This is a genomic window from Micrococcus sp. M4NT, from assembly GCF_033790745.1.
Lineage (GTDB): Bacteria > Actinomycetota > Actinomycetes > Actinomycetales > Micrococcaceae > Micrococcus.
In genome coordinates this window covers 67,753-91,625 of record NZ_JAMYEH010000003.1, presented here as the reverse complement: position 1 = coordinate 91,625, position 23,873 = coordinate 67,753, and the positions used below count along the sequence as shown (strand labels likewise).

Below are 23,873 nucleotides of genomic sequence, written 5' to 3'. Positions count from 1 at the left end.
TCGGCTTCCCGTGTCGACACGCCACCGCAGCAGTCGAACATCACCGATTCCGAAAAATCCTTCGGATTTCAGCTGCTCATCTGCCACGATAGAGCCGTGGCCACCACACGCGCAGTCTCCTCCGCCGCGGCACTGATGAAGATCAGCGACCGCGTCCGCGCCATGCGTAAAGAGCTCCTGCTGACCCAGCAGCAGCTCGCAGACCTGGCGGGAGTCTCGGATGCGACCGTCCGCCAGATCGAGCGCGGCACCGGCAAGAGCACCCTGAAGTCAGTGCTCTCCGTCATGGAGGTACTCGGCCTCGAGCTCGAGGTCACCGGTTGACGACTCCTGCACTCGAAGACCTGAAGCGCGTCACCACCGCGGACGTCTACAAGGGCGGCGTCCCAGCGGGGACACTCACCCGCGATGAACAGGGAACCGTCACCTTCCGCTACCTCGAGGGGTACGCCGGCGACCCTGTGGCCTCCACGCTGCCGGTCGCCCAGGACCCCGTCACCGCCGCCGGAGGCGGGCTCCCACCGTTCTTCTCAGGGCTCCTGCCCGAGGGGCACCGCCTCACCGTTCTGCGCACGGCGGCCAAGACCTCGGCCGACGACGAGCTCACCCTGCTCCTGGCCGTCGGCACGGACGCGCCCGGCGATGTGCAGGTTGTCCCTGCCGGCGACCGACTGCACACGGAGGCCCCCGTCGCCACGGACGATCCGCAGAACCTGGACTTCGCCGTCCTCGCGGGAGTGCCTGACCGTAACGCCCTCCCCGGTGTCCAGGCGAAGGCTTCGGCCTCCATGGTCAACGTGCCCGTGCACCTTCAGGAGCACAGCGCCCTGCTGAAGTTGGATCCACCGAACCACCCCCACCTCGTGGTCAACGAAGCACTCCATCTGCGTCATGCCGCGGCCCTCGGCATCCCCGTGTCCGAGCACTCGGTGATCCACGACCGTCACGGACGGGCAGGTCTTCTCGTCCGCCGATTCGACCGCACTGCAGACCGCTCCGGCGAAAGGGCGCGCCTCGCACTCGAAGACGCCGGACAGGCCCTCGGCATCTACCCGGCACAGAAGTACAACGTCACCACGGAGGAGGTCATCGACGTCCTGGCCGGCCTCACTCCGCATCGACTCACCGCCACGCGCAACCTGTACCTGCAGTTCCTCTACGCGTGGTTGACGGGCAACGGCGACCTCCACGCGAAGAACGTCTCGGTGCTGCAGTCTTCGAGCGGCCGCTGGAGCATCGCCCCGGTGTACGACGTGCCCTGCACCGCCCTCTACGAGGACATGACCATGGCGCTGTCCGTGGACGGGCGCACGAGGGCCCTGCGTCGGCGCCATTGGGATGCCCTGACTGCGACCATCGGCCTGCCCCAGCGCGCCGCCCGTTCCGCCATGACGGTGGCCATGACAGCAGCTGCGAAGGTGGACCTGTCGGCCCTGCCCTTCACCGGTTCGCCGCTGAAAGGCGCCGAGTGGGAACTGCGCCACCGCCGTTACGAGCTCGAAGGCTGACCAGCGTCGTGGACGGAACATGCCCGTTCCACGTCTCCACCGATGACCTCGTCGCCGCTCGCATTCACTACGTCCGCGATCTGACCCACGGACTCCAGCTGGTGCCAGCCCTGCCCGAGAACTGCCGCACATGCTCCCGCCACAACGTGGACACCGGCTGCGACGTCTCCATCAGCTCCGCCCCCTCGCGCGGCGGCATGACCGTCACGTCTGGATGGACGTCGCCCACGGCACACGCCCCCACCGCCCCGCACGTGACAAATACACGCCACCAGCCTTGCGTATCTTGGTGAGGTCTGCCTTACTGGTTCTCGGACCCCCGCCGGAAGGACCCCCATGGCCCACGCCTCCACGCACCCCGCCCATCCGCTGCCGCCCGTGGCGTCCCGTCGTCTGCTGCTGGCCCAGCGGCTGCTCCGCGGCGAGGGCTCCGTCGAGGTCACGGCCTTCCTCGCCGGCGAGACGCTCACGACGGCCGTGCACGGCGTGAGCGCGGACGGCCGCCTCGTGGTCGCCCACGTCCCCAACCTCCTCGGCTCGCTCGGCGCGTTCCACACGCCCGCGCCGCTGGACGTGCGCGTGGACGTCCTGCGCGACGCCCTGGACCTCACACTCCCCACCCGCCTGGCGTCCGTGCATCTGCTCGGCACCCTGCGCTGGTGCCGGGACTCGGCCGAGGTCGCGGAGCTGGGGCTGCGCGGCCGCGTCGCGGACCTCGTGGCCGATGTCGGCCCGCGGGTGCGCGTGGGCGTCGTCGAGACCCAGCGGATCCTGTTGCACGACGTCGACGGCGTCGCCGTGTTCTGCCGCCACACCCTGCCGCTCACGTCGCGCGGGCTCATCGACCAGGCCGAGCTCGCAGACCCGGCGGACGACGTGCTGGGCACCGCCCCCGAGGTGCTCGCAGACCTGGCCGACGCCGTCGCCCTGGGCCTGCTGCCGGGCGAGAGCACCCCGTTGCAGGTCGGCACCGAATCCTTATCCGAGTCCCCCGCCCACGCCCTCGACGCGGACGAAGCCGGGGTGACCCTGCTGCGCGTCCGCGACGGCGAGACCACCGCGGTGCACGTGGCCCTGCCCGGCGCAGGCCGGCTCGACCACAGCCCCCGGCACGCCTGGCGGCGACTGCTGGACGCGATCCCGGCGCGGGTCGCCCACCCCTGAGGCCACGGCCCCAGCCCGGCTGCGGCTCCGAGACGAGGCACGCCCGGGCCCTCGCCGACCTGCGGCGGAGTCCCGGGCGTACGGCGCGACCGGCGGGAAGGTCAGTCGATCGTGTAGGTGGCGCAGGTGGCCACGTCCGTGACCTCGATGCCCTCGGCGGTGCAGGCGAGGTCGGCGTTGAACGTGCACTCGAGGCGGTGGCACGCACCGACGGTCGAGGCGCCCTCGGTCACCGGGCGGCGGACGTCCAGCTGGACGAAGGTGCCGCAGCCGGGCGTGCTGTCGGAGCCGGCGACGGTGATGGCCAGGGCGTTGCAGGACGTCTCGGCATTGAAGGCGCAGGCACTGGCGGCGCAGGTGCGGACGGCGGTGGTCATGGCGTGATCCTCCCGGTTCGGGCCCGCCCCGGGCCGGGGCGGCGCTACTGGAATCGAGATTACTCCGGCCCACGAATAGCACAAGAGGGGAGAGCCTTAGTCGATAGAAGATTAGCGCAAATGAATTTCGCGCATTGTCGTGTGTCGTATGGACCGACGTCGCGCCCGCCGGCCACCCCACCTCGCCGTCACCGCCCGGTCACGTCCGCGTCACCCACCCCTGCCACCCTGCACGGGTGACCTCGCACACCGATCCCGCGCACCCGATCGCCCACCCCGTCTCCCGCCGCACCGTCCTCGGCGGGGCGGGCCTCGTCGTCGCCTCCGCGGCACTGCTGTCCACGCCGGCCGGCACTGCCCACGCCGCCACCGGCCCCACGCCCTTCACGCTCGGCGTCGCCTCGGGTGACCCGTGGCCCGACGGGGCCGTGATCTGGACGCGCCTGGCGGTGGACCCCCTCGCGCTCGACGGCCTCGGCGGCATGCCGGACCGGTCGTTCCCGGTGGAGTACCAGGTGGCCACGGACGAGCGGTTCACGCGCGTCGTGCGCTCGGGCACCGTCGCCACGGACCGCTCCCGCGGGTACGCGGTGCACGTGACGCTCACCGGTCTGCGCCCCGGCACCGAGTACTTCTACCGGTTCCGTGCGCTGGGGCACCTCTCCCGCACGGGCCGCACCGTCACCGCCCCGGCATTCGGCTCCTCCCCGGAGCACTTGAGCCTGACCGTGGCCTCCTGCGCGAACTGGGAGCACGGCTACTTCACGGCCTACGGACACATGGCCGCCGAGCGCCCGGACCTGATGGTGCACCTGGGCGACTACTACTACGAGATCATGCCGTACGGGTACCCCGTCTCCTCCGGCGTCCCCCGCGCGCACAAGAACGGGGAGTCGCGCACGCTGGCCCAGTACCGGGCCCGCATGGCGCAGTACAAGACGGACCCGCACCTGCAGGACGCGCACGCGGCGGCGCCGTGGCTGGTGATCTGGGACGACCACGAGCTGGAGAACAACTGGGCGGACGAGAAGCCCGAGCTCTGGGACCCGAACTTCCTGGCCCGCCGCGCCGCCGCCTTCCGCGCCTATTACGAGAACATGCCGCTGCGCGCGTCCTCGGTGCCCCAGGGCATCGACCTGCAGCTCTACCGGCGCATCCAGTGGGGCGACCTCGCCACCTTCCACCTCCTGGACACCCGGCAGTACCGCTCGGACCAGGCCAACCTGGACCTCATCAAGGTGGTGGGGGCCGAGGCGAAGGACCCCCGCCGCTCCATCACGGGTGCGGAGCAGGAGGCCTGGCTGCGCGAGGGGTTCGAGACCTCGACGGCGCGCTGGGACCTCATCACGCAGCAGGTGCCGTTCGTGCAGTACGACCGCAGCGCCGGCCCGCTCGTCTGGGGCGACATGGACTCCTGGGACGGCTACGTGGCGTCCCGCGAGCGCGTGGTGGACGCCTGGGTCGAGGCCGGCGTGCGCAACCCGGTGGTGCTGACCGGCGACATCCACGAGGCGTTCGCCTCCGATGTGAAGCGGGACTTCAACGACCTCTCCTCGGCGCCGGTGGGCGTGGAGCTGATCACCACCTCGATCACCTCCGGCGGCGACGGCTCCGACGCCGCCGCGGAGGCGCTCGCGTGGAACCCGCACATCACGTTCAACAACGACCTGCGCGGCTACCTGCGCCTGGACGTCACGCGGGACCTGCTGGAGGCGCGCTTCCAGGTGCTCGACTACGTGAGTGAGCTCGGCTCCTCGGTGCGCACCCGTGCGGTGTTCGGGGTGGCCGACGGCGAGCACCGCCTGCACACGATCCAGGCGTGAGGCGGGCGGGGCCGGGGCGGGCGGGGACGCGACACCGCCCGCCCCGGCTCAGCGACCGGTGAAGCGGGTCATCCAGGCGAAGGGCCCACGGGTGCGGTGCGCGTAGAGGGCGAGGGCGACCAGCAGGGCCCCGAGGGTTCCGACGATCAGGTCCGTCATGGTGTCCGTGTTGCCCTTCTGGGTGTGCGCGCCGAGCACCTGGTCCGCAGTGAACTCGCCGACCTCCCAGAGCAGGGCCACGAGCGAGTGCAGCGCCACCACCGTGATGGCCTCGAGCCCGGGCGGCATGGCCAGGCCGCGGCGGGCGGCCGCGAGACCCAGGACGAGGACGCAGCCCAGCGCGATGGGCACGCCGGAGTAGAAGTGCACCACAGTGTCCCACCAGGGCCAGGCCGCGTACCGGCCGAGGGCGGCGCCCATCCACGGGGCGGCGATCAGCAGAGCCGCGTACATGGCGTGCAGGGACGGGGGCAGGCGGACCCGCGCGGCGCGTTCGACGGCGATCGGCACGGGGACCACCATGGCGATCTGCACGCTGAGCACGGCCGCCTCGCGGTCCCCCTGCGCGGCGAGGACGGCGGCGCCGACGAGGAGGACGAGCGCGGCGAGGATCAGGGGCGAGCGCCGCACGAGGGCCCGCTGACGGGAGCCGGGGGCGGGCCGGGGCACGGTGACGCCGGGGGCGGGAGGGACGTCGCGGCTCATGGTGCTGAGGGTAGCCGGGGCGTGGAGGCGGAGGGTGGTGGAGCGGTGGTCAGCGGAACATTCGCAGGACGTCGCCCCGGCCGAAGGTGGTGCGCCGGTAGACGGCGTTGTAGGCGGCCCGCTTCGGGTCCCACGGCCAGCCCATGCCGGGACGGCCCTAGCCAGGAATGAGGGCACGCTTCACGGTGCGCTTGGCGCGCCCGGTGGTGCGAGCCTTGAGCGACTTCATCAGGGACGGCTTGCGGAATCCGATCTTCATGGGGTGAGGCTGATGGGCGGGGTGGATTGACGAGGCGAGGTGATGTCCCGGCGTGACGGAGGCGCTGAACGAGTCCGGCAGGATGAATGCATGTCCTCCTTCACCTGGCTCGCCGTCGATCGGCAGCAACACCGTCAGATGATGGAGCTGGTGGGCCAGTTCCGGGACGCCTCCACCGCGGACAAGTCCCCCCTACGCATGCGACTCTGACGGGGTCCGACGCTATGACGGGTCGCTGCGCAGCCCGACCGCTCAGTGCCCGATGTCCATTCCCACCTCCATCCTGAAGGGATCACTCTGATGAGGTCACCTCGTTCCTCCCTTCCCATCGGTGCAGGCATAGTCGCGGCCGGCCTCCTGCTTGCGGGCTGCAGTGCCCCGGAGGCGGTGGAGGGAGCGCAAGTGCCGTCTCCTGCAATGACTGCCTCGGTTCAGGCCGGGAAGGAGTCAACGGCCCACTCCGCCACACCGGAGACGTCGGCGGAGGAGACTCAAACCCTTCACGCGCGGTACGTCAGCTACAGCACTGCCGAGGACGTTCAGCAGGCGTCGGACTACTCGGTTGTGGGCCGGGTGATCGCATCTCGGGTTGAAGTCTGGGACCTCATGAAGGAGCCTGGCGCGGTGCCGAACCCCAAGGACCCGGAGCCAATGGCCCTTCCCTCAACCGTGTACACCGTGCAGGTCGAAACGGTCGTCAAGGGTGATGTGCAGCCGGGTGAGACCCTGGAGTTCAGCATCTTAGGCGGGGTCAAGGATGACCAGAAGTTCGAGCTGAGCGGCGCTCCGGTGCTGACCGCGGGGGCCGGAGACCTGTATCTCTTCAACCTTGTAGACGCGGGGTGGTATCCGACGCCGGTCAACCTACAAGAGGGCGTGCTTGCGGTCGAGCAAAATGACGTCCTGCCAGTCACGGGCACAGAGTTGTCGCAGACGGAGCTCGCCGTGCTCGAGGAGTCCGTGTCCGAGGCCCGAGCAGACTGAACCCCGTCGGATCGGCCCACGTGAGGTGCCTCCCCGAGCGGGCGTCCGAGTGAGGGTGCACCAGTCCCATTCAGCGCCCGCTGCGTCCTGACCTCGGAACGAAACCCAGGGCGCTTCAGTCATGCGCCCGTCCCACCCCGGGCCCGGGATCCTGTCCACACGCCTGGAGCCGGATGCCCCTACAACCTCACACCTTCCCCTTGAGGAGGCGGTTCCAGTAGATCCGCGGCTGGCCGAACCGGTCGAACACGGCCGTGCTCCGGCGGGGCTTCGTCACGTCCACGCCGGGGATCGAGCGGTCCTCGGCGCCGTCCCGGACGTGCTCGTCCAGGACCAGCTCGTCGCGGCTGACCATCACGGGGATCACCGTGTAGCCGTCGTAGCGCTGCAGCTCGCCGCCGTCGTCCGCCGCCTGGATGTTCTGCGCCAGGGTCTTGACCTGTTTGCGCAGGGCGCCGCCGGAGGGCCGCGTCTGCACCGTCGCGGCGTCGCCGAGGGCCCACACATGCGGATGACTCCGGTGGCGCAGGGTCTCCGGGTCCACGTCCGCGAGCCCGGCGGGGCCGCCGTCGCCCAGGCCCGCCTCCGCGATGAACTCGGGGGCGTGCACCACGGGGGTCACGTAGGCGGCGTCCACCCCGTCGATCCGCTCGCCGGTGCTCAGCGTCACCGTGCGGGCCGCGTGGTCCACGGCGGTCACCTCGGCACGCGGGTGCACGTGGATGCCGTATCGCGCCGCGGCGTCGGCCAAGGCGTCGTCGATGGTGGGGCGGTCCAGGATGCGGTCGTAAGGGGTCACCAGATGGACGGCCACCTCGCCGAGGATCCCCGCCCGCTCCCACGCCGCGCATGCCAGGAACAGCGCCTTGAGCACGGTGCCGCCGCACGAGGACGGCTCGGCCGGCACGTTCGCCACCACGCGGTCCCCCGCGGCGACGCCCGCCAGGAGCCGACGCGCGGGCTCCACGTACTCGGGCACGTGCGCGCTCGCGGCCCAGCCGGCCCCGTAGGCCGCGCGGAGCCCGTCGATCGCGCTCCACCACGGGGTGAGACCCGGGCACAGCACCAGGTGACGGAAGCCGACGGTGAGTCCGGTCGACGTGGTCGCGGTGCGGGCGTCGGCGTCCACGGCGGCCATGTGGTCCGGGATCCAGTCCACGCCGTCCGGGACCACGGCGCGCATCGACCGCTCGAACCCGGCCATGTCCGCCTGGCCGCCCGCGGCGTAGTTGAGCATGGGGCGGTAGCGGTGCACCTGCTGACCGTCGGCGACGGCGATCCGCCCCGCCCCGTCCTTGAGGAGCTTGGCGGCGAGCGAGATGCCCGCGTTGCCGCTGCCGACGATGAGGACGTCGTATGTCGTCGTCATCGCGATCAGCCCGCCAGTCCGAGCAGGCGCAGCTGGTCCGCGTACTTGCGCATCCCGACCTCGACGGCCAGCGGGTTCTGCGCATACCACTCGAGATGCGTCTGGCGCATCTGCTCGTCCGGGATGAGCTCCCCGCCCACGCTCCAGTCCTCCGTGGGCTCGGCTTCGAGGTCGAGGGCCTCCACCACCGAGGCGTGCAGCGGCGCGCGCACGCCGCCGAGCAGCACGCGCGTCTCCGGCACGGGCTGGACCTGCACCTCGAACGGGACCTGCTCGGCCGTGCGCTCGGCGACGCGCGTGAGCACCACGTTGGTGGGGTGGTTCACCGTGTAGAAGCCGGTGCCGCGCTCCGCCGCCACGATGTCCGCCATGCCGACGGTGCGCTTGGCCTCCTCGCGGGCACGCAGCGCCTGGACGGACGCCGCCGCGGCCGCGCGCAGGGCCTCGGGGGCCACCTCGCGGCGCTGGCCGGTGGCGGCCTCGGCGAGCACGCGGAGGTCGTGGTAGGGGACGACGGGCGGGTCCTCGCCTGGCCGCTCGGCGGCGCCGGGGGCGAACTTCCAGTTGCGCAGGGTCACCTGCCACGGGAAGCGCGAGGTGTCGTAGACCACCGGGATCCGGACCACCGGGGCATCCTCGGGCAGCTGCGCGATCAGCTGCTCCGTGCCGATCGGCATGCCGCGGTAGTCGTGGGGGATGGGCTGCGTGACGAGGGCGCGGGTGCGGGTCAGCAGGCGCTCGAGGTGCTCCACCTCGTCCGGCTGGATCTCGAAGGCCGGCGGGACGCGCACCGTGTTCAGCCCGGAGTCACCGAGCATGGCCGTGCCCGGCTCGCCGCCGAGCAGCCGCCGGTACGACTCCGCCTGGCAGTTGCCCCACACGAGCAGCAGGTCCCCCTCCGGCAGGTCCTCGAGCCCGTAGAAGTGCCCGTAGTGCCGCAGCCGGCCCTCGTCCCAGTTCGCCACGTGCGTGCCTCCGTCGTCAGATCATGGTGCTCGGAGCGGTCCTGCGAGCGCCGTCCCGCCTCGAGGCTATCGAGACGGCGCGTCCGCCGTCAGCGGTTCAGCCCCAGCCGCCCCACCAGGCCTCGAGGTCCGGCTCGGCCTCCACCGCGCGCCAGCCCAGATCTGCCGCGCGGACCCGCAGCGTCCGCGCCGGCGGGACGGCCCCCTCGCGGTGCTCGCGCCACCGCGCGCGGGAAGAGGTCAGCGTTGCGAGGACGTCGCCCGCCTCGTCGGTCACCTCCACGCGCTCCACGCCGTCCCGCTCCAGCCTCAGCAGCCAGTCCGAGGCGTCCTTCGGCACAGGGCGCGCGCCGGGCTCGGCCGGGCGCACCGGCACCGCGACGTCGACGCCCCAGTCCGGGGCGGATCTCAGGGCCACGCGGGGGTCACTCGGCCCCGCCGCATCCGGCTCCCCCGCAGGCGCCTCGAGCGCCACGCGCTCGTCGGTCAGGCAGGCCGCGGCGGCGTCGCCCAGCGCCCCGCGCACGAGGAGCCGGGCGCTCGGGAACGCCTGCAGGAGGGCGTCCGCGCCCAGCACGGTGGCGGCGTCGCCGGCGGCCCCCAGCGTCACGGCCGCCCGTGCGGGGCGGTCCTCCCCGCCGAGGCCGAGGCTCAGCCCCCGTGCGGTGGGCGCGGCGATCCTCGGCGCGAGGACGAGGGCCTCGCGGTTCTTCACACGCCTGGCCTCGGCCGGGTCCTCGCGGCCGCCGAAGTCCTCCCCGGCCTGCCACGCGACGGCGCGCGGCTCGTACGCGAACGCTCCCCCGGCCCGCCACAGCCGGTGCGCGAGCTCCCAGTCCTCACCCCCGTAGCCGACGAAGGAGGGGTCGAAGCCGCCCGCGTCCTCGTAGACCTCGCGCGCCACCGTGAGCACCGCCGAGATGAGGAACCGGTAGGACGTGGAGTCCGCACGCCGCAGGTCCTCGGAGTCGGCGTAGGCCCGCGCGAGCCACGCGGGCTCCTCCAGGCGCGCCCACTCCGGGACGGACTCCCCCGGCCGCCAGCCACCCGCCTCCAGCAGCCGCGGGTCCAGATGACGACGCCGTCCCACCACCACGGCCAGGCCGCTCGCCGCGGGCGCGGCGCACGCGGCGGTGAGGTAGCCAGGCTCGGGGAGCATGTCGCCGTCGAGGAAGGCCAGCACGGAGCCCTCGGCGGCCTGGACCCCCAGCGCGCGGGCCGCCGAGGCGCGGAAGCCGCGGTCCTCGTGGCGCACCACGGCGGAGGCGAAGGGCAGCTCCGCGGGGAGCGCGGGCGGCTCGGGCGAGCCGTCGTCGGCGATCACCACCTGCAGCCGGGAGGCCGGGTGGTCCTGCGCGGCGAGGGCCGCGAGGAGCCGGTCCAGGTCCGCCTGCGCCCGGTAGTAGGGCACCACCACGGAGACCTCGGGCGCGGTCATGCCCACCCGTGGACCGTGGCCCACACGTCCGCGAGCCGGCGCGCGCACGTCTCGGGGCCGGGCTCGAGGCTCGTGCCGGGCGCCAGCCAGGTGCGGCGGTGGTCCTCCACGGCCTCCGCGATGGCCTCGGCCAGCGCGTAGTCCAGGGGACCGGTGTCCACGCCGGTGACCCGCAGCGTGCCGGGCCGCAGACGCGCCATCTCCTGGACGTACCGGCCGCTCGGCACGATCGGCCGGCGCCCCACGCCCATCCACGAGCCGAGCGAGCCGGACGCCGAGACGTTGCGGTGCGCGGCCAGCGGGATGCCCGCGGCCAGCAGCGCGACGTCCGAGAGCTCGTCCGGCACGAAGCCCGTGGCGCGGAACTCCAGCCCGCGGTCCCGCGCGCTCTCGCGCAGCTCCCGCACGAGGCGGTCGTGGCCCGCGGAGACCGGGCCGAGCGCGGTCACGCGGCGCGGCGCCCCGCTGCCCGGGCCCCACTGGCGGTGCAGCTCGGCGAGGGCGTCCAGCGCCACGGCGTGGCCCTTGCCCGGGTAGAGGAAGCCGAACACCACCACGTCGTCCTCGAGCCCGGCCAGGTGCTCCGGCAGCTCCGGCTGCGTGTCGGAGAGCATGGCGCGGCGGTCCTCCACGGGCAGCGGCACCACGTGCACGGCCACGTCCACGATGTCGTCCAGCAGCGCCCGCTCGTGCTCCGAGGAGACCACGACGCCGGCCACGTGCCGCGCGATCCGCGCGTAGGCCTCGGCGCGCCGCCGGAAGCGCTCCTCGCCCTCGGCGGCCTGGGGGATGTCGTGCAGGGTGAGCGTCACCGCCGGGGGCAGCACCTCGAGCAGGCAGTCGGCCGCCGCGGCGGGCGAGGGCCCGAACAGCGCGTCCGTCACGTCCAGGTGGACCGCCCGGCCGTCGTCGACGGCGTCCCGGAGGACCCCGGCGAGCCCCAGGAAGTCGGAGGAGTCCGTGGCGTGCAGGGGCTCGACGTCCGCGCCCAGCCCCTGGAGGGTGCGCCGCGCGGCGGCTCCGTGGCGCGTCACGCCGTGCTCGTCTGGACCCACGGTCGCGTACAGCACGCGCCCCCTCGCCTCCGGCTCCATCGTCACTGTTCCTCACGTGGTGGAATGGTGGTCTGCGCGGTGGCGTCGACTCAGGGAGTCGTGCCGGCCCACCGCCCAGGCCAGCCTACGACGTGCGCGGACCCGCGGGGGGACGCGGACACGCCGCTTCCACCGCCGTCCGAAAGCCACCGCCGTGACCCTCACCGTTCAGCACGTGCCCGCCGGGCACCCCTACAGCCGCGCCGTGCGTCCGCTGGACGCCTCCGCGGCCCCGGACGTGGAGTTCTGGCCGGACCCTCCCGTCCCCGGCGCGCCGGAGCACCAGTGGTGGCCGCCCCAGGCGCTCGACGCGTGCTGGCTCGCCGAGCACCGCCCGGACGTGCTGCACGTGCACTTCGGCTTCGAGCACCGCACCCCGGACGAGCTCGCGGCGGCCATGGACGCCCAGCACGCGCACGGCGGGGCCGTGGTGGTCACCGTGCACGACCTCGAGAACCCGCACCTGACGGACCAGACCCTGCACCGGCGGCGCCTGGCCGTGCTCCTGGAGGCCGCCGACGCCGTGTTCACCCTGACCCCCGGCGCGGCCGACGCGGTGGCCCGCGACTACGGGGTGCGGGCCCACGTGGTGCCGCATCCGCACATCGTCCCGCTCGACGCCCTCGCCGAGCTCGCCCCGGCGGACCCCGCCCCCGCCCCGGACGACGCCGGCCCCGCCGCCGGCGAGGACGACGAGGAGGAGCGCGCCGCCGTCGCCCCCGCCCGCCTCCTGGTGCACGCGAAGGACCTGCGCGCCCAGGTGGACCCCGTGGGGTTCCTGCCCACGCTCGCCGCCGCCGTCGGGATGCTGGACGAGCGCGGCCTGGAGACCCACGTGATCGTGGAGGTGCAGGACTCGGTGCGCAGCGAGGCGGACCTGGAGCGCCTGCGGGAGGGCTGCGAGCACCACGGCTTCGAGCTGTGGCAGCACGCCCGCCTGGCCGATCCCGAGCTGCACGCCCTGCTGCGCCGCGTCGCCGTGTCCGTGCTGCCCTACCGCACGGGCACGCACTCGGGCTGGGTGGAGATGTGCCGGGACCTCGGGGTGCCGGTGGCCGTGGCGGACATCGGGCACATCGCGGACCAGGCCCGTGCCTGGGCCTCCCCGGACAGCCTCGCCGCCTTCGACCCGGACGACGCCCGCTCCCTTGCGGACGCCCTCGAGCGGCTCCTGCGGGGCCGGCATCGGCTGCGCCCGGTGCCGGTGGCCGCGCGCGCGCGCCAGCGCCGCCGCGTGGCCGCCACCCACGTGGGCGCGTACCGGCAGGCGCTCGCGCGCCGCCGCGGGCACAGCGTGGACGTCTCCGTGGTCATCATCACCGGCGGCCGCGACGAGCACCTGGCGCGCGTGCTGGCCGGGCTCGAGCGCTCGGTGCGCCGCCCGGACCAGGTGGTGGTCGTGTTCATGGACCAGCCCGACGGGGACGTGCCCGCCACGGGCCTGGACGTCACGGTCGGCCACGTGGCCGGCCGGGGCGGACTGCCGCTCGCGGAGGCCCGCAACGCCGCCGCCGCGCTGGCCACGGGCGAGGTGCTCGTGTTCCTCGACGTGGACTGCATCCCCGCCGCGGACACCGTGGGCACGCTCACCTCGGAGGTGGCCGCGCATCCGGGCTCCGTGGTGATGGGCACGCCGCGCTACCTCGGTGCCGGCTGGACCGCCACGCTGCCGTCCGCGGGCACCCTCGGGGACGCGGGCGGCGAGCCCGGCACCGCGTCCCCGCCCCTCACCGACGGCGCCCTGCGCCGCCTCTCCGTGCCCCACCACGGGCGCGCCCACCTGACGGCCGGCCCCTCGGAGGAGTGGCACCTGGTGTGGACGCTCGTGCTGGCGATCGCGCGGTCCGACCTCGAACGGATCGGCGGCTTCGACGCGGGCTTCTCCGGCTACGGCGCCGAGGACACCGACATCGCCTTCCGCGCCCGCGACGCCGGGCTGCGGCTGCGCTTCAGCCCCGCCGAGGTGTTCCACCAGCACCACGGCGTCTTCTCCCCTCCGGTAAACCACCTCGAGGACATCCTGGTGAACGCGAAGCGGTTCCGTGCCGTGCACGGCCGGTGGGCCATGGAGGGGTGGCTGCGCGCCTTCGCGGAGGCCGGCCTGATCGCGTGGGATCCCGCGGGCGAGCGGCTCGAGCTGCTGCGCCGCCCGGGCCCCGAGGAGCTCGCCGCCGCCCGCCGGGAGGACGCCGCGTACTGAGCCCTCGGCCCGCTCAGGCCAGCGCCGCCTCCACCGCGTCCTCCCAGCGGCGGCGGTACTCCGCCGGATCCACGAGGAGGGCGGCGGCCAGGCGGTCCGCGGCGGACGGGTCCGCGAGGGCCCGCTCCACGGCCCCGGACCAGTCCGCGTCCGGGTCCTCCCACGCGCACCACGGCACGCCCGCGGCGCGCTCGGCGGCCCGGGCGAAGAACAGCTGCTCGGCGAAGGGCCGCGGCTCGGGCGCGAGCACCACGGGGCGGCCGGAGCGGGCCGCGTCCACGCTCGCGTTGTGGCCCGCGGACACCACCACGACGTCGGCCTCGGCCGCCCGCACGGGGACGTCGGGCGCCCAGCCGTGCAGGCGCACGTTCCCCGGCAGGCCGGCCGCGCGCGCGACGTCGGCGGGCTCGCCCGCCCCCGCCTCGCCGTCGGCGGCGGGCCGGGCGGCTGTGGCCTCGACTCCGGCGACGGGCCCGTAGACGTCCCACGTCGCGTGCGGGACCGCGGCGGCGGCCCGGGCGAGGGCGGCCGTGCTCACCCCTCCCCCGCCCGTGCCGGTGATGACACCGACGCGCGGACGGGCCGCGCCCGTCGTCGCCGCCGCGGCGCCGAGGCGGCCCGTGACGTCCGGGACGCCCAGGTGGGTGGTGCGCGCACCGTGGACGGCCTGCCACGCGGGGTCCTCGAGCGTGACCCCGTAGTGGGCGATCAGCCGGTCGGCCTCGGCGTAGACGAGCTCGTGGGCGGGGTCGGTGCGGTCGCCGTGCATGCGCCGGTGGATCACCGGGTAGCCCGCCAGGCGCAGGAACAGGGCGGCCTCCACGGAGACGTCCACGACGCACACGTCCGGCTCCGCCTCCTGCGCGGCGGCGAGCAGGGCGGCGAAGCGCGCGCGGATCACCGGGCCGGCGGGCGTGTGGTGCAGGGGCGAGCGCGCGGGCTGGACGTGCCCGTCCACGAGGTCCGTGGGCAGCGGGACGAGACGGGTCCCGGCGGGGAGCATGTCCCCCGCGGCGGGATGCGCCGTCACCACCGTGACGCTGAACGCCCCTGTTCCCGCGAGGTTGGCCGCGTGCCGGACGTGCCCGGATCCGTGCTGGTGGGCGTAGTAGAGGACGCGCCGCCTGCCCCCGCCGGTCACGAGCGCGGCGCCTCGTGGTCCTCGACGACCTGCTCGAGGAGGTCGAGGTAGCCCTCCACCATGGTGTCCGAGCTGAAGCGGCGGGCCCAGGCCTTCACGCGGCCGCGGTCCTTGCGGCGGGCGTGGCGGATGGAGTCGGTGAGCGTCTCGGCGGAGTGGTGCACGGCGAGGTCGCCGGCCTGCGGGGCCACGATCTCGCCCATCGAGCCGGAGAGCAGCGCCGCCACGGGGACCCCGAGCGCCATGGCCTCCACCGTGGCCAGGCCGAACGGCTCGGCCCACAGCGGCGTGGAGAGGTACACCTCGCCGGTGGCCAGCATGTCCGGCAGCGTGGAGTGGTCCAGGTGGCCGTGGTAGACGGTGTCCTCGCCCAGGCGGGGCAGGATCACGTCGTCGTAGTACGCCTGGTCGGAGATCGGCCCGGCGAAGTGCAGCTCCATGCCGGCGCCGCGGGCGGCGTCGATGGCGATGTGCAGGCCCTTCTCCCCCGTGATGCGCGCGGCCCACACGGCGCGGCCCGGCACGGGCGCGGCGTCGCTGACCCACTTCTGCAGCTCGATCCCGTTGGGCACCACGTCCACGCGGGGCAGGCGGTGCTGCCAGGCGATCGCGTTGGACGCGGAGACGGACGCCCAGCGGTGATGCTTCGGGGCGGTCCACCCGGGCTCGTCGAGGACGCGGAGCACGCGGTTCAGCGTGGCCGGGGTGTGGAGCACGGTGAGCATCGGCGCGGAGCGCATGCGCTGCAGCGGCACCGGGGTGAGGGAGTTGTTGAGCACGACGTCGGCGTCCGAGGCCAGCACGGCGTCGCAGGCCGCCTCCATCGCGCGCTCGCGCATGGCGACGGCCTCGTCGCCGTCGCCCATGGCGCCCTCCTTCGCCAGGACCGGGATGAACTCACCCGGCACCTGGGTGCCCTCCCGGCCGTACACGCGGACGTCATGGCCGCGGCGGACGAGGTGCTCCACGGTGAGGGCCGTGTGCATCTCGAGGCCGCCGGCGTACGGCGAACGGATGGGATGGAGCATGTGGGTGAGCACCGCGATGCGCATGGGCGGCCCCCTCTCGGCCCGGTGAGGGGCGACGACGCGCCCGGGACGGGCGGCTGGCGAACAGACGTACGGGCCGACTGTACTGGCCCGCGGGGCGCGCGGAAAGTACACGAGGGCGGGGTCTGTCAAGGGGGTCCGGGAGAGTGATCCGGATCCCCTTCCCGCCGGGCTCGGCCGCGGAACGAGAAAGTCCCGGTCCGCCATCCGTGAGGATCGCGGACCGGGACGGTCCGTGGAGCTAAGGGGAATTGAACCCCTGACCTTTTCATTGCGAACGAAACGCTCTACCAACTGAGCTATAGCCCCAGGTCATGCCCTCTGCTCGAGGACACCGTAGAAGCATACTCCTGCCGTGCACGATCCTCCAATCGAGTCGCACGGCATCCGCGCCGGCGCCCGCCTCCCGGCACGGCCCACCGGCGCATCGCCCGCCCGACGGCGGCGCCCAGCGCCACCCCCGTGAGGTCCGCCGCCACGTCCCACGGATCCGCGCTGCGGTGCGGCACGAGGGTCAGCTGGAGGACCTCGGACACGGGCGCGTGGGCGGCGAGCGGCACGAGCCAGCCGGCCGGGAGCCGGGCGGCGGCGATCAGGGCGGCTGGTGCCGCGAAGATCGCCGCGTGGATCGCCTTGTCCAGGCCCGGCACCTCGAACCCGGCGCTCGGCACGGCCTGGCCCGGAAGGTAGAGGACCACGAGCTGGAGGAGGAGGGCGAGCGCCAGCGCGAGGAGCAGCGGAGCCCGACGGCGGCGGTGCGGCTCGGTCGCGGCGGGCTCGGCGTGGGCGGGGACGGGCGGCATCCGCCCACTGTAGGGCGCGGGCCACACCCGTCCCCGCCGTGCCGCCCGCGGCCGGGAGCGCGGTCAGGCCGCGCCGGTGTCCAGGAGGATCACGTCCAGACGTCGCGGGCCGTGGACGCCCTCGACGCGGACGAGCTCGATGTCCGAGGTGGCAGAGGGGCCCGAGATCATCGTGATCACGGCCGTCGGCGGGACGCGCTCGAGCGCCTCCGGGATGAGCTCCACCACCGACTCGACGGGCACGACGCACACATGGTGGTCGGGCACCAGGCTGAGCGCCCGGCGACCCTCGCCGGGGCGGCCGGTGAGGAAGATCGTGCCGGTCTCGGAGCAGGTCACCGTGGAGCCGGTGACGACGGCGTCGAGCCCGTCGAGCGCGCGGACGGTGAGCGGCTCGCCGGCGGCGCCGTCCACGAGGCGCTCGCGCCCCGCGGCGTCGTCGTCGGCGGGCAGCCACGCGGGGTCCAGCCCCGCGGGGGCCACGTAGCGCGCTCCCGCGCCGAGCAGGGCGCCGATCCGGGCACCCACCGTGGTGAGGTCCTCGCGGTGCACGCTCGCCTTGTAGTCCAGCAGGCGGTCCTCCAGCTGATGGAGGACGTCGGTCCGGCTCGCCTCGGAGTGGCGCCGGTAGGTCCGCTCCACGGGGTCCGGCGTCGGCCCGTCCTGCAGGGCCTCGCGGATGCGGCCGAGGATGGCGCTCTTCGCGTCGATGGGCTGGGGGGCGGTCATCGGTTCTCCTCGTCGTGCTCGTGTCCGTGCCTGCGCCACCACGTGCGGAAGGACTCCCGCGGTGGCGCGGGGACGTCGCGCTCGTCCGTCCAGTGGCCCGCGATGCCCGGCAGCCAGCCGAGCTTGCGGTCCGGCCCGGCGGCCAGGCGGCCGGCGGGCAGGCCACGCTCGGCCAGGCCCATGAGGGTCCCCGAGGACATGACCGTCTTCGCGCCGGCCATGAGCACGTCCATCTGCGAGGGGACGGGGACCCGGCTCTCCTCCCTCTTCCGGGCATGCGTGGCCATCACGTCCTCGTCGCGCAGGTGGACGAGGATCTCCGGGATGTTGATCGCGACGGGGCAGACGTCATAGCAGGCGCCGCACAGTGAGGACGCGTAGGGCAGGGAGCCGTTCTCGCCCTCCTCGACGCCGGTGAGCTGCGGGGAGAGGATCGCGCCGATCGGGCCCGGGTACACCGAGCCGTAGGCGTGGCCGCCGGTCTGCTCGTACACGGGGCACACGTTCATGCACGCCGAGCAGCGGATGCAGTGCAGGGCGGAGCGTCCCTCGGGATCGGAGAGGACGGCCGAGCGCCCGTTGTCCAGCAGGACCAGGTGGAACTCCTGGGGCCCGTCACCCTCGGTGACGCCCGTCCACATCGAGGTGTAGGGGTTCATGCGCTCTCCGGTCGAGGAGCGCGGAAGCAGCTGCAGGAAGACCTCGAGGTCCTGGAACGTGGGGACGATCTTCTCGATGCCCATCACCGTGATGAGGGTGTCCGGGAGGGTCAGGCACATGCGGCCGTTGCCCTCGGACTCCACCACGGTGAGCGTGCCGCTCTCGGCCACGCCGAAGTTCGCGCCGGAGATCGCCACCGAGGTGGTGAGGAACTTCTCCCGCAGGTGGGCGCGTGCGGTGTTCGCCAGCTCGGACGGATCGTCCGTGAGGCCGGGATCCGCGGTGGGGATCTCCCGGAGGAAGATGTCCCGGACCTCGCCGCGGTTGCGGTGGATCGCCGGGACGAGGATGTGCGAGGGGCGGTCGTGCCCCAGCTGGACGATCAGCTCCGCCAGGTCGGTCTCCGTGGCAGCGACCCCCGCCTTCGCGAGGGCGGCCTCCAGGCCGATCTCCTGCGTGGCCATGGACTTCACCTTGATGACCTCGTCCACGCCCTTCGCCGTGACCAGGTCCGTGATGATGCGATTCGCCTCCTCCGCGTCCCGCGCCCAGTGCACCACGCCGCCGCGCTCCGTCACGTTCCGTTCGAACTGCTCGAGGAGCTCGGGCAGCTCGGCCATGACCCGCTGCTTGAGGGCGGAGCCCGCCTGACGCAGCTCCGGCCAGTCCGGCAGCTCGTCCACGACGCGGCCGCGCTTCCCGCGGATCGTGTGGGTGGCGTGGCGGATGTTGGTGCGCATCTGGGCGTTGCCCAGCTCCTCGCGCGCGGAGGCGGGGAAGGGCGTCTCCAGCACGATGTCCCCCTGGCCGTGGACGCGGCGGACGGCGGGCATGCCGAGGCGGGTGCGGGTCATCGGACGGCCTCCTTCGGGATGGACAGCTCGACGGGGCCGGAGACGTCCAGCGGATGCTCCCGGGTGGCCGCGAGGATCTCGGCGAAGTGCAGGGTGGTGACGGGTCCGCCGTCGGGAGCCGTGGTGCCCCGCCGAGACATGGCGCCGCCGAGGTGGAGCAGGCAGGACGCGTCGCCGCCCGTGCAGACGGACGCGCCGGACCGCTCGACGTTCGCGATCTTCTCCTCGGCCATCGCCCCGGAGACGTCCGGGTTCTTGAGCGAGAAGGTGCCGCCGAACCCGCAGCACTCCTCGGCGTCCGGCAGCTCGCGGAAGTCGATGTCCGCCACCGTGCGCACGAGGTCCTTCTGCCGGTCGCCGAGCCGGAGCAGGCGCATGCCGTGGCAGGACGGGTGGTAGGTCACCGCGTGCGGGAACCACGAGTCGAGCTGGGCGGCCGCGTCGGTGACGCCGAGGACGTCGGTGAGCAGCTGGGAGAGCTCGTAGGTGCGCCCGGCCACCTCGGCGGCGTCGCGGGCGAGGCCCTCGTCCCCCACGCGACGCGCGACCATCGGCTGCTGGTGCCCCAGGGAGGCGACGCACGAGGCGGAGGGCGCGACGGCGACGTCGTACTCCGCGCGCTGGAAGGCGCGCACGTGGTTGCGGACCACGGGGACCGCATCGTCCAGGTAGCCGCTGTTGATGTGCATCTGGCCGCAGCAGCCCTGGCCCGGCGGGAAGACGACCTCGTGGCCGAGCCGTTCGAGGACGCGCACCGTGGCGAGTGCGACGCGCGGGTGCATGGCGTCCACGATGCACGTGGCGAACAGGGCGATCCTCATGAGCGGTCCCTCCGGGTCGGTCAATGTGGTCAGACCATATCAGGACAGTGACGCGTCGCACAGGCCCACCCGATCCACGCCGACCCGGCCGGCCCCGGCGGGCAGGGTGCGTCCGCCGCAGGACGGGCACGGTCGCCACTGGACTCCCCCCTTGCGCCTGTGATGCACGCCATATACCGTCTGCGGTCAGACCACAGTGGTCAGTCCACACGGATGCGAGACCTCGCGACCCCGCCCCACCCCGGCCCAGCGCCCCACCCCCAAGGAGAACGCGTGCCCACGTTCACCGCGACGACCGATGCGGTCGCCGGCAGCCTCGGCCTGTCAGCCCTGCTCGGCACCCTTCCGCTGATCACCTTCTTCGCGCTCCTGCTCGCGCTCAAGGCCAAGGCCTGGCAGGCCGCCCTGGCCTCCCTGGCGGTGGCCCTGCTGGTGGCTGTGCTGGGATTCGGCATGCCCGCCGGACTGGCGCTCCTCTCCGCGACCCAGGGAGCGGTCTTCGGCCTCCTCCCGATCGTGTGGATCGTGGTGATGGCGCTGTGGTTCTACCAGGTCACGGTGCTCTCGGGCCGCTTCGAGGACATGCGCGCCATCTTCGACTCGGTCGGCGGAGGCGACGTCCGCATCCAGGCCGTCCTGATCGCGTTCTGCTTCGGCGGCATGCTGGAGGCGCTGGCCGGATTCGGCGCCCCGGTGGCCATCACGGCGACCATGCTGCTCGCCCTCGGCCTCCCGCCCCTCAAGGCCGCGACGGTCGTGCTGATCGCCAACACCGCCCCCGTGGCGTTCGGCGCGGTCGGCATCCCGATCACGACGGCCGGCCAGCTCACCGGCATCCCCGCGGCGCACATCGGTGCCGTCGTCGGCCACCAGGCCCCCTTCGTCGCCGTGCTCGTCCCGTTCCTGCTGGTCTTCCTGATCGACGGGGTCCGGGGCGTGCGGGAGACCTGGCCGGCACTGCTCGTGATCGGCGGCGCCTTCTCCGTCGGCATCTGGTGGTCCTCGACGCACTTCTCCTACGAGCTGACCGACGTCGTGGCGTCCCTGCTCGCGATGGCCGCCGCCGTCGTCCTGCTCCGGTTCTGGCGCCCCCAGGGCGCGGCCGCGGCCGGCCAGCGCCTCGGCGTGCGCACTCCGGCACGAACGGAGGCGCTCACCCCGGGGCGCGTGTGGATGGCGGTGCTGCCCTACCTGCTGGTGGTGGCCGTCTTCGGCGTGGCGAAGCTCTGGACGCTGGGGGTGGACGTGCCGAAGCTGCTGGCCTCCAGCAACGTGAAGATCCCGTGGCCCGGCCTGCACGGGAACCTCGTCGACGGGGCCGGCGCGGCCATCTCGTCGACGGTGTACTCGCTGCCGTGGCTGTCCTCTCCCGGAACCCTGCTGCTGATCACCGGCCTGCTGGTCGCCGCCGTCTACGCGGTCCGCGACGGAGGCGGCCGCTACCGCCTCTCCTTCACCGACGCCCTCGCCGAGATCGGCCGGTGCTTCTGGCGCATGCGGTGGTCCGGGCTGACGATCGTCCTGGTGCTCTCCCTCGCCTACGTCATGAACTTCTCCGGCCAGACCCTGGCCATGGGCACGGCCATCGCCGCCGTGGGCGGGGCCTTCGCGTTCTTCTCCCCGGTCCTGGGCTGGCTGGGCACCGCCGTGACCGGCTCGGACACCTCGGCCAACGCGCTCTTCGCCACCCTCCAGCAGACCGCCGCCGAGAACACCGGGCTGGACCCCGCGCTCATGGTCGCCGCGAACACCTCGGGCGGCGTCGTCGGCAAGATGATCTCCCCGCAGTCCCTCGCCATCGCCGCCACCGCGGTCGGCATGGAGGGACAGGAGTCCAAGATCTTCCGCACGGTGGTGCCGTGGTCCGTGGGCCTGCTCCTGCTGGTCTGCCTGATCGTGTTCCTTCAGGCGACGGTGCTGCACGGCATGCTCCCGTGACCTCCTGCCGGATCGGCGCCGGCTGAGCGTGCCCGCAGGATCCACTATCCTGCGGGCACGGGTGCGCGGGGTCGCGCTCACCCCCGCCCCGTCCGCCCTGTCCAGGAGTCACCGTGCCCGCCCAGCCCTCGTACACCGTCATCCTCGACTGGCTGGAGGACGAGCTCCGCGGAGGCGGGCTCTCCGTCGGGGACAAGCTCCCGGGAGAGCGCGCCCTGGCCGAGCGCTTCGGGATCTCGCGGACCTCGGTCCGTGAGGCGACGCGCATGCTGGACGCCATGGGCCTGCTGAGGGCCTCGGCCGGCTCCGGCCCGAACGCCGGGACCATCCTGGTCTCCCAGCCCTCCGCGGCCCTCGCCTGGGCACTGCGCATGCACATCGCCACGCGGGCCCTGCCCATGGCGGACGTGGTCACCACGCGCGTCCTCCTCGAGACGGACGCCGCGCGGGCCGCGGCCCGCGCGGCCCAGGGGGCGGACGACGCCGCCCGCGCCGCCGCGCTCGACGACGCGGAGGCCCTCGTGGACCGGATGGACGACGAGGCCCTGCCCGCGGAGCAGTTCCACCGCCTGGACGCCGAGTTCCACGTCCTCCTCGCGTCGCTGGCCCGCAACGTGGTGGTGGAGACCGTCATGTCGTCGCTGCGCGAGGCGACCATCGGGTACGTCCAGGAGACCGTCGCCCTGCTCGACGACTGGCGGGACGTCCGGGCCGGACTCCAGCGGGACCACCGCGCGGTCCTGGCGCACGTCCGCGCTCGGGACGGGGACGCTGCCGCCGACGCCCTGCGCTCGCACATCCTGGGCTTCTACTCCCTCGCCGTTCGATAGCCGGGCACCGGCGGGGCGTCGTCGTGTGGGGGGCGGGAGAGCGGTCAGGTGAGGGCGTGGACGATGATCCCGAAGCCCACCGAGGTGAGCGCGGACATCGCGCAGGTGAACTCCACGAGGATGCCGAGGCCCATTGCCTTGAGGGCGCTGACGGAGCTGGCCATGGCGGCGCGGCCGTCCTTGAGGCGCGCCCACTGCGAGGCGAACAGGCCCACCGCGAAGCCGATGAACAGGCCGACCACGGGGACGACGAAGAAGCCGATGAGCGCCCCGACGACGCCGGCCATGATCGGCCCGCGCGTCACCTTCTCCCGGCGCAGCGAGCGGCCCGTGAGCACGGCGGACGCGCTCAGGCCCGCGATCGCGAGGCCGGCCGCGATGATGCCGAACGTCCAGGAGGCACCGGACCCGAGGATCCAGGCCCATGCGAGGGACGTGACGAGGATGAGGATCGAGCCGGGCAGGATCGGGTAGACCGTGCCGACGACCCCGACCATGATCAGGAGGACGGCGAGGAGGGACACGACGATCGCAAGGGTGGTCACGGGTCCAGTATGGCGGGCCGGGTCCGCGTGCGGGGCGGTGTGAGCGGGCCGGGTCCGTTCAGCCCCGCTGCCAGGGCCACTCGCCGCGCTCGTGCCGGAACACGAGGGAGGTGCGGGTGGAGGCCACGGCCGGATCCGCCGAGAGGTTCTTGAGCACGAACCGGGAGACCTCCTCCGAGTCCGCGACCGCCACGTGGAGGAGGAAGTCCTCCTCGCCGCCGAGGAAGAACACCTGGAGCACGCCGGGCAGCGCGCGCATCTGCTCGAAGAGCTCCTCCATGCGGTGGCGCGCCCCCGGGCGGATGCGCACGGAGATCAGCGCCACCAGGCCGTTCCCCAGGGCGGCCGGGTCCACCTCCACGGTGAAGCCGCGCACGGCGCCGGACGCGCGCAGCGCCTTGAGCCGGGCCAGGCACGTGGACGGCGCCACCCCGAGCTCCTCCGCGAGCGAGGCGTTGGTGCGGCGCGCGTCCTGCCGCAGCAGCTCGAGGAGCCGCCGGTCCACCCGGTCGAGGGACTGCAGATGCTTCATGGTTCGGGCCTCACTGTGAGCTGTGCGATGACGATTCCGTCCAATTCTGCCGTCTTCGCGCACGATCCTTCGGCACCTGGTCCGC

Annotated in this window: 22 protein-coding genes and 1 tRNA gene; 8 read left to right on the top strand and 15 right to left on the bottom strand. The window is 73.5% G+C overall.

Features of this window, described 5'->3' with window-relative positions; genetic code table 11:
• Positions 1-96: 96 nt before the first annotated feature.
• The 3 genes from NJC10_RS02875 (at position 97) to NJC10_RS02865 (ending at position 2,672) form a co-directional block, all read left to right on the top strand.
• Positions 97-324 carry a helix-turn-helix domain-containing protein gene (locus NJC10_RS02875; protein WP_223247472.1) on the top strand — a complete coding sequence of 76 codons (228 nt, stop codon included), beginning with the start codon at positions 97-99 and terminating at the stop codon, positions 322-324.
• Positions 321-1,508 (top strand): type II toxin-antitoxin system HipA family toxin, encoded by a 1,188-nt coding sequence (locus NJC10_RS02870; protein WP_319074459.1) that lies wholly within the window; start codon positions 321-323, stop codon positions 1,506-1,508. The genes NJC10_RS02875 and NJC10_RS02870 overlap by 4 nt, the downstream gene beginning before the upstream one ends.
• 336 nt (positions 1,509-1,844) lie before the next feature.
• Positions 1,845-2,672 carry a hypothetical protein gene (locus NJC10_RS02865; protein ID WP_319074458.1) on the top strand — a complete coding sequence of 276 codons (828 nt, stop codon included), beginning with the start codon at positions 1,845-1,847 and terminating at the stop codon, positions 2,670-2,672.
• A gap of 101 nt (positions 2,673-2,773) precedes the next feature.
• Here NJC10_RS02865 and NJC10_RS02860 read toward each other — a convergent pair whose 3' ends face one another.
• Complete coding sequence (locus NJC10_RS02860) at positions 2,774-3,049, bottom strand: DUF1540 domain-containing protein (protein WP_319074457.1); 276 nt, start codon at positions 3,047-3,049, stop codon at positions 2,774-2,776.
• A gap of 236 nt (positions 3,050-3,285) precedes the next feature.
• Here NJC10_RS02860 and NJC10_RS02855 point away from each other — a divergent pair, with 236 nt between their 5' ends.
• Positions 3,286-4,872 carry an alkaline phosphatase D family protein gene (locus tag NJC10_RS02855; protein WP_319074456.1) on the top strand — a complete coding sequence of 529 codons (1,587 nt, stop codon included), beginning with the start codon at positions 3,286-3,288 and terminating at the stop codon, positions 4,870-4,872.
• A gap of 48 nt (positions 4,873-4,920) precedes the next feature.
• Here the strand turns inward: NJC10_RS02855 and NJC10_RS02850 are convergent, their stop codons facing one another.
• The gene (locus tag NJC10_RS02850; protein WP_319074454.1) at positions 4,921-5,577 is read right to left on the bottom strand and encodes a hypothetical protein; all 657 of its coding nucleotides are present in this window, start codon (positions 5,575-5,577) and stop codon (positions 4,921-4,923) included.
• Positions 5,578-6,253: 676 nt separating this feature from the next.
• On the opposite strand from NJC10_RS02850, the gene NJC10_RS02845 reads away from it, so the two are divergent.
• Entirely contained in the window at positions 6,254-6,820 is a 567-nt protein-coding gene (locus NJC10_RS02845; RefSeq protein ID WP_319074453.1) for a hypothetical protein, read from the top strand.
• 187 nt (positions 6,821-7,007) lie between these two features.
• Here the strand turns inward: NJC10_RS02845 and NJC10_RS02840 are convergent, their stop codons facing one another.
• The 4 genes from NJC10_RS02840 to NJC10_RS02825 all read right to left on the bottom strand — a co-directional run bounded on the left by NJC10_RS02840 (position 7,008) and on the right by NJC10_RS02825 (position 11,662).
• The gene (locus tag NJC10_RS02840) at positions 7,008-8,189 is read right to left on the bottom strand and encodes an FAD/NAD(P)-binding oxidoreductase (protein WP_319074452.1); all 1,182 of its coding nucleotides are present in this window, start codon (positions 8,187-8,189) and stop codon (positions 7,008-7,010) included.
• A 5-nt stretch (positions 8,190-8,194) separates the two neighbouring features.
• Positions 8,195-9,154 (bottom strand): WcbI family polysaccharide biosynthesis putative acetyltransferase, encoded by a 960-nt coding sequence (locus NJC10_RS02835; protein ID WP_319074450.1) that lies wholly within the window; start codon positions 9,152-9,154, stop codon positions 8,195-8,197.
• 97 nt (positions 9,155-9,251) lie between these two features.
• Positions 9,252-10,592 carry a glycosyltransferase gene (locus NJC10_RS02830; RefSeq protein ID WP_319074449.1) on the bottom strand — a complete coding sequence of 447 codons (1,341 nt, stop codon included), beginning with the start codon at positions 10,590-10,592 and terminating at the stop codon, positions 9,252-9,254.
• Positions 10,589-11,662 (bottom strand): hypothetical protein, encoded by a 1,074-nt coding sequence (locus NJC10_RS02825; protein ID WP_319074447.1) that lies wholly within the window; start codon positions 11,660-11,662, stop codon positions 10,589-10,591. The genes NJC10_RS02830 and NJC10_RS02825 overlap by 4 nt, the downstream gene beginning before the upstream one ends.
• Before the next feature lie 178 nt (positions 11,663-11,840).
• Between NJC10_RS02825 and NJC10_RS02820 the strand changes: the two genes are divergently transcribed.
• Complete coding sequence (locus tag NJC10_RS02820) at positions 11,841-13,886, top strand: galactosyltransferase-related protein (RefSeq protein WP_319074446.1); 2,046 nt, start codon at positions 11,841-11,843, stop codon at positions 13,884-13,886.
• A gap of 13 nt (positions 13,887-13,899) precedes the next feature.
• Here the strand turns inward: NJC10_RS02820 and NJC10_RS02815 are convergent, their stop codons facing one another.
• From NJC10_RS02815 to NJC10_RS02785, 7 genes are all read right to left on the bottom strand, one after another.
• Positions 13,900-15,027 carry a glycosyl transferase gene (locus NJC10_RS02815; RefSeq protein WP_298712303.1) on the bottom strand — a complete coding sequence of 376 codons (1,128 nt, stop codon included), beginning with the start codon at positions 15,025-15,027 and terminating at the stop codon, positions 13,900-13,902.
• Complete coding sequence (locus NJC10_RS02810; RefSeq protein WP_319074444.1) at positions 15,024-16,079, bottom strand: glycosyltransferase; 1,056 nt, start codon at positions 16,077-16,079, stop codon at positions 15,024-15,026. The genes NJC10_RS02815 and NJC10_RS02810 overlap by 4 nt, the downstream gene beginning before the upstream one ends.
• Positions 16,080-16,312: 233 nt before the next feature.
• A tRNA-Ala gene (locus NJC10_RS02805) sits at positions 16,313-16,385 on the bottom strand.
• A complete protein-coding gene (locus NJC10_RS02800; protein ID WP_298712297.1) occupies positions 16,376-16,879 on the bottom strand; it encodes a VanZ family protein in 504 nt (167 codons plus the stop codon). Before NJC10_RS02800 ends, NJC10_RS02805 begins: the two co-directional genes overlap by 10 nt.
• 63 nt (positions 16,880-16,942) lie before the next feature.
• Positions 16,943-17,608, bottom strand: coding sequence for a LutC/YkgG family protein (locus NJC10_RS02795; protein WP_319074442.1), 666 nt, complete (start codon positions 17,606-17,608; stop codon positions 16,943-16,945).
• Positions 17,605-19,122, bottom strand: coding sequence for a LutB/LldF family L-lactate oxidation iron-sulfur protein (locus NJC10_RS02790; protein WP_319074440.1), 1,518 nt, complete (start codon positions 19,120-19,122; stop codon positions 17,605-17,607). Before NJC10_RS02790 ends, NJC10_RS02795 begins: the two co-directional genes overlap by 4 nt.
• Entirely contained in the window at positions 19,119-19,943 is an 825-nt protein-coding gene (locus NJC10_RS02785; RefSeq protein ID WP_298712288.1) for a (Fe-S)-binding protein, read from the bottom strand. The genes NJC10_RS02790 and NJC10_RS02785 overlap by 4 nt, the downstream gene beginning before the upstream one ends.
• A gap of 273 nt (positions 19,944-20,216) precedes the next feature.
• Between NJC10_RS02785 and NJC10_RS02780 the strand changes: the two genes are divergently transcribed.
• Both NJC10_RS02780 and NJC10_RS02775 read left to right on the top strand, forming a co-directional pair.
• Complete coding sequence (locus NJC10_RS02780) at positions 20,217-21,881, top strand: L-lactate permease (protein WP_319074437.1); 1,665 nt, start codon at positions 20,217-20,219, stop codon at positions 21,879-21,881.
• A gap of 113 nt (positions 21,882-21,994) precedes the next feature.
• Entirely contained in the window at positions 21,995-22,711 is a 717-nt protein-coding gene (locus tag NJC10_RS02775; RefSeq protein ID WP_248117403.1) for a FadR/GntR family transcriptional regulator, read from the top strand.
• A 44-nt stretch (positions 22,712-22,755) separates the two neighbouring features.
• Here NJC10_RS02775 and NJC10_RS02770 read toward each other — a convergent pair whose 3' ends face one another.
• Together NJC10_RS02770 and NJC10_RS02765 are read right to left on the bottom strand one after the other, a co-directional pair.
• Positions 22,756-23,256: a DUF456 domain-containing protein gene (locus NJC10_RS02770; protein WP_319074436.1), complete on the bottom strand. Its 501-nt coding sequence runs from the start codon at positions 23,254-23,256 to the stop codon at positions 22,756-22,758.
• Positions 23,257-23,314: 58 nt separating this feature from the next.
• On the bottom strand, positions 23,315-23,788 hold the full coding sequence (locus NJC10_RS02765; RefSeq protein WP_248117401.1) for an Lrp/AsnC family transcriptional regulator: 474 nt from the start codon (positions 23,786-23,788) through the stop codon (positions 23,315-23,317).
• Positions 23,789-23,873: the final 85 nt, after the last annotated feature.

Coding starts and splice junctions, on each gene's coding strand:
- NJC10_RS02865 (WP_319074458.1), top strand. CDS start 1,845: ATGGCCCACGCCTCCACGCACCCCGCCCATCCGCTGCCGCCCGTGGCG.
- NJC10_RS02860 (WP_319074457.1), bottom strand. CDS start 3,049: ATGACCACCGCCGTCCGCACCTGCGCCGCCAGTGCCTGCGCCTTCAAT.
- NJC10_RS02850 (WP_319074454.1), bottom strand. CDS start 5,577: ATGAGCCGCGACGTCCCTCCCGCCCCCGGCGTCACCGTGCCCCGGCCC.
- NJC10_RS02845 (WP_319074453.1), top strand. CDS start 6,254: ATGACTGCCTCGGTTCAGGCCGGGAAGGAGTCAACGGCCCACTCCGCC.
- NJC10_RS02840 (WP_319074452.1), bottom strand. CDS start 8,189: ATGACGACGACATACGACGTCCTCATCGTCGGCAGCGGCAACGCGGGC.
- NJC10_RS02830 (WP_319074449.1), bottom strand. CDS start 10,592: ATGACCGCGCCCGAGGTCTCCGTGGTGGTGCCCTACTACCGGGCGCAG.
- NJC10_RS02810 (WP_319074444.1), bottom strand. CDS start 16,079: ATGCGCATCGCGGTGCTCACCCACATGCTCCATCCCATCCGTTCGCCG.
- NJC10_RS02800 (WP_298712297.1), bottom strand. CDS start 16,879: ATGCCGCCCGTCCCCGCCCACGCCGAGCCCGCCGCGACCGAGCCGCAC.
- NJC10_RS02795 (WP_319074442.1), bottom strand. CDS start 17,608: ATGACCGCCCCCCAGCCCATCGACGCGAAGAGCGCCATCCTCGGCCGC.
- NJC10_RS02790 (WP_319074440.1), bottom strand. CDS start 19,122: ATGACCCGCACCCGCCTCGGCATGCCCGCCGTCCGCCGCGTCCACGGC.
- NJC10_RS02785 (WP_298712288.1), bottom strand. CDS start 19,943: ATGAGGATCGCCCTGTTCGCCACGTGCATCGTGGACGCCATGCACCCG.
- NJC10_RS02765 (WP_248117401.1), bottom strand. CDS start 23,788: ATGAAGCATCTGCAGTCCCTCGACCGGGTGGACCGGCGGCTCCTCGAG.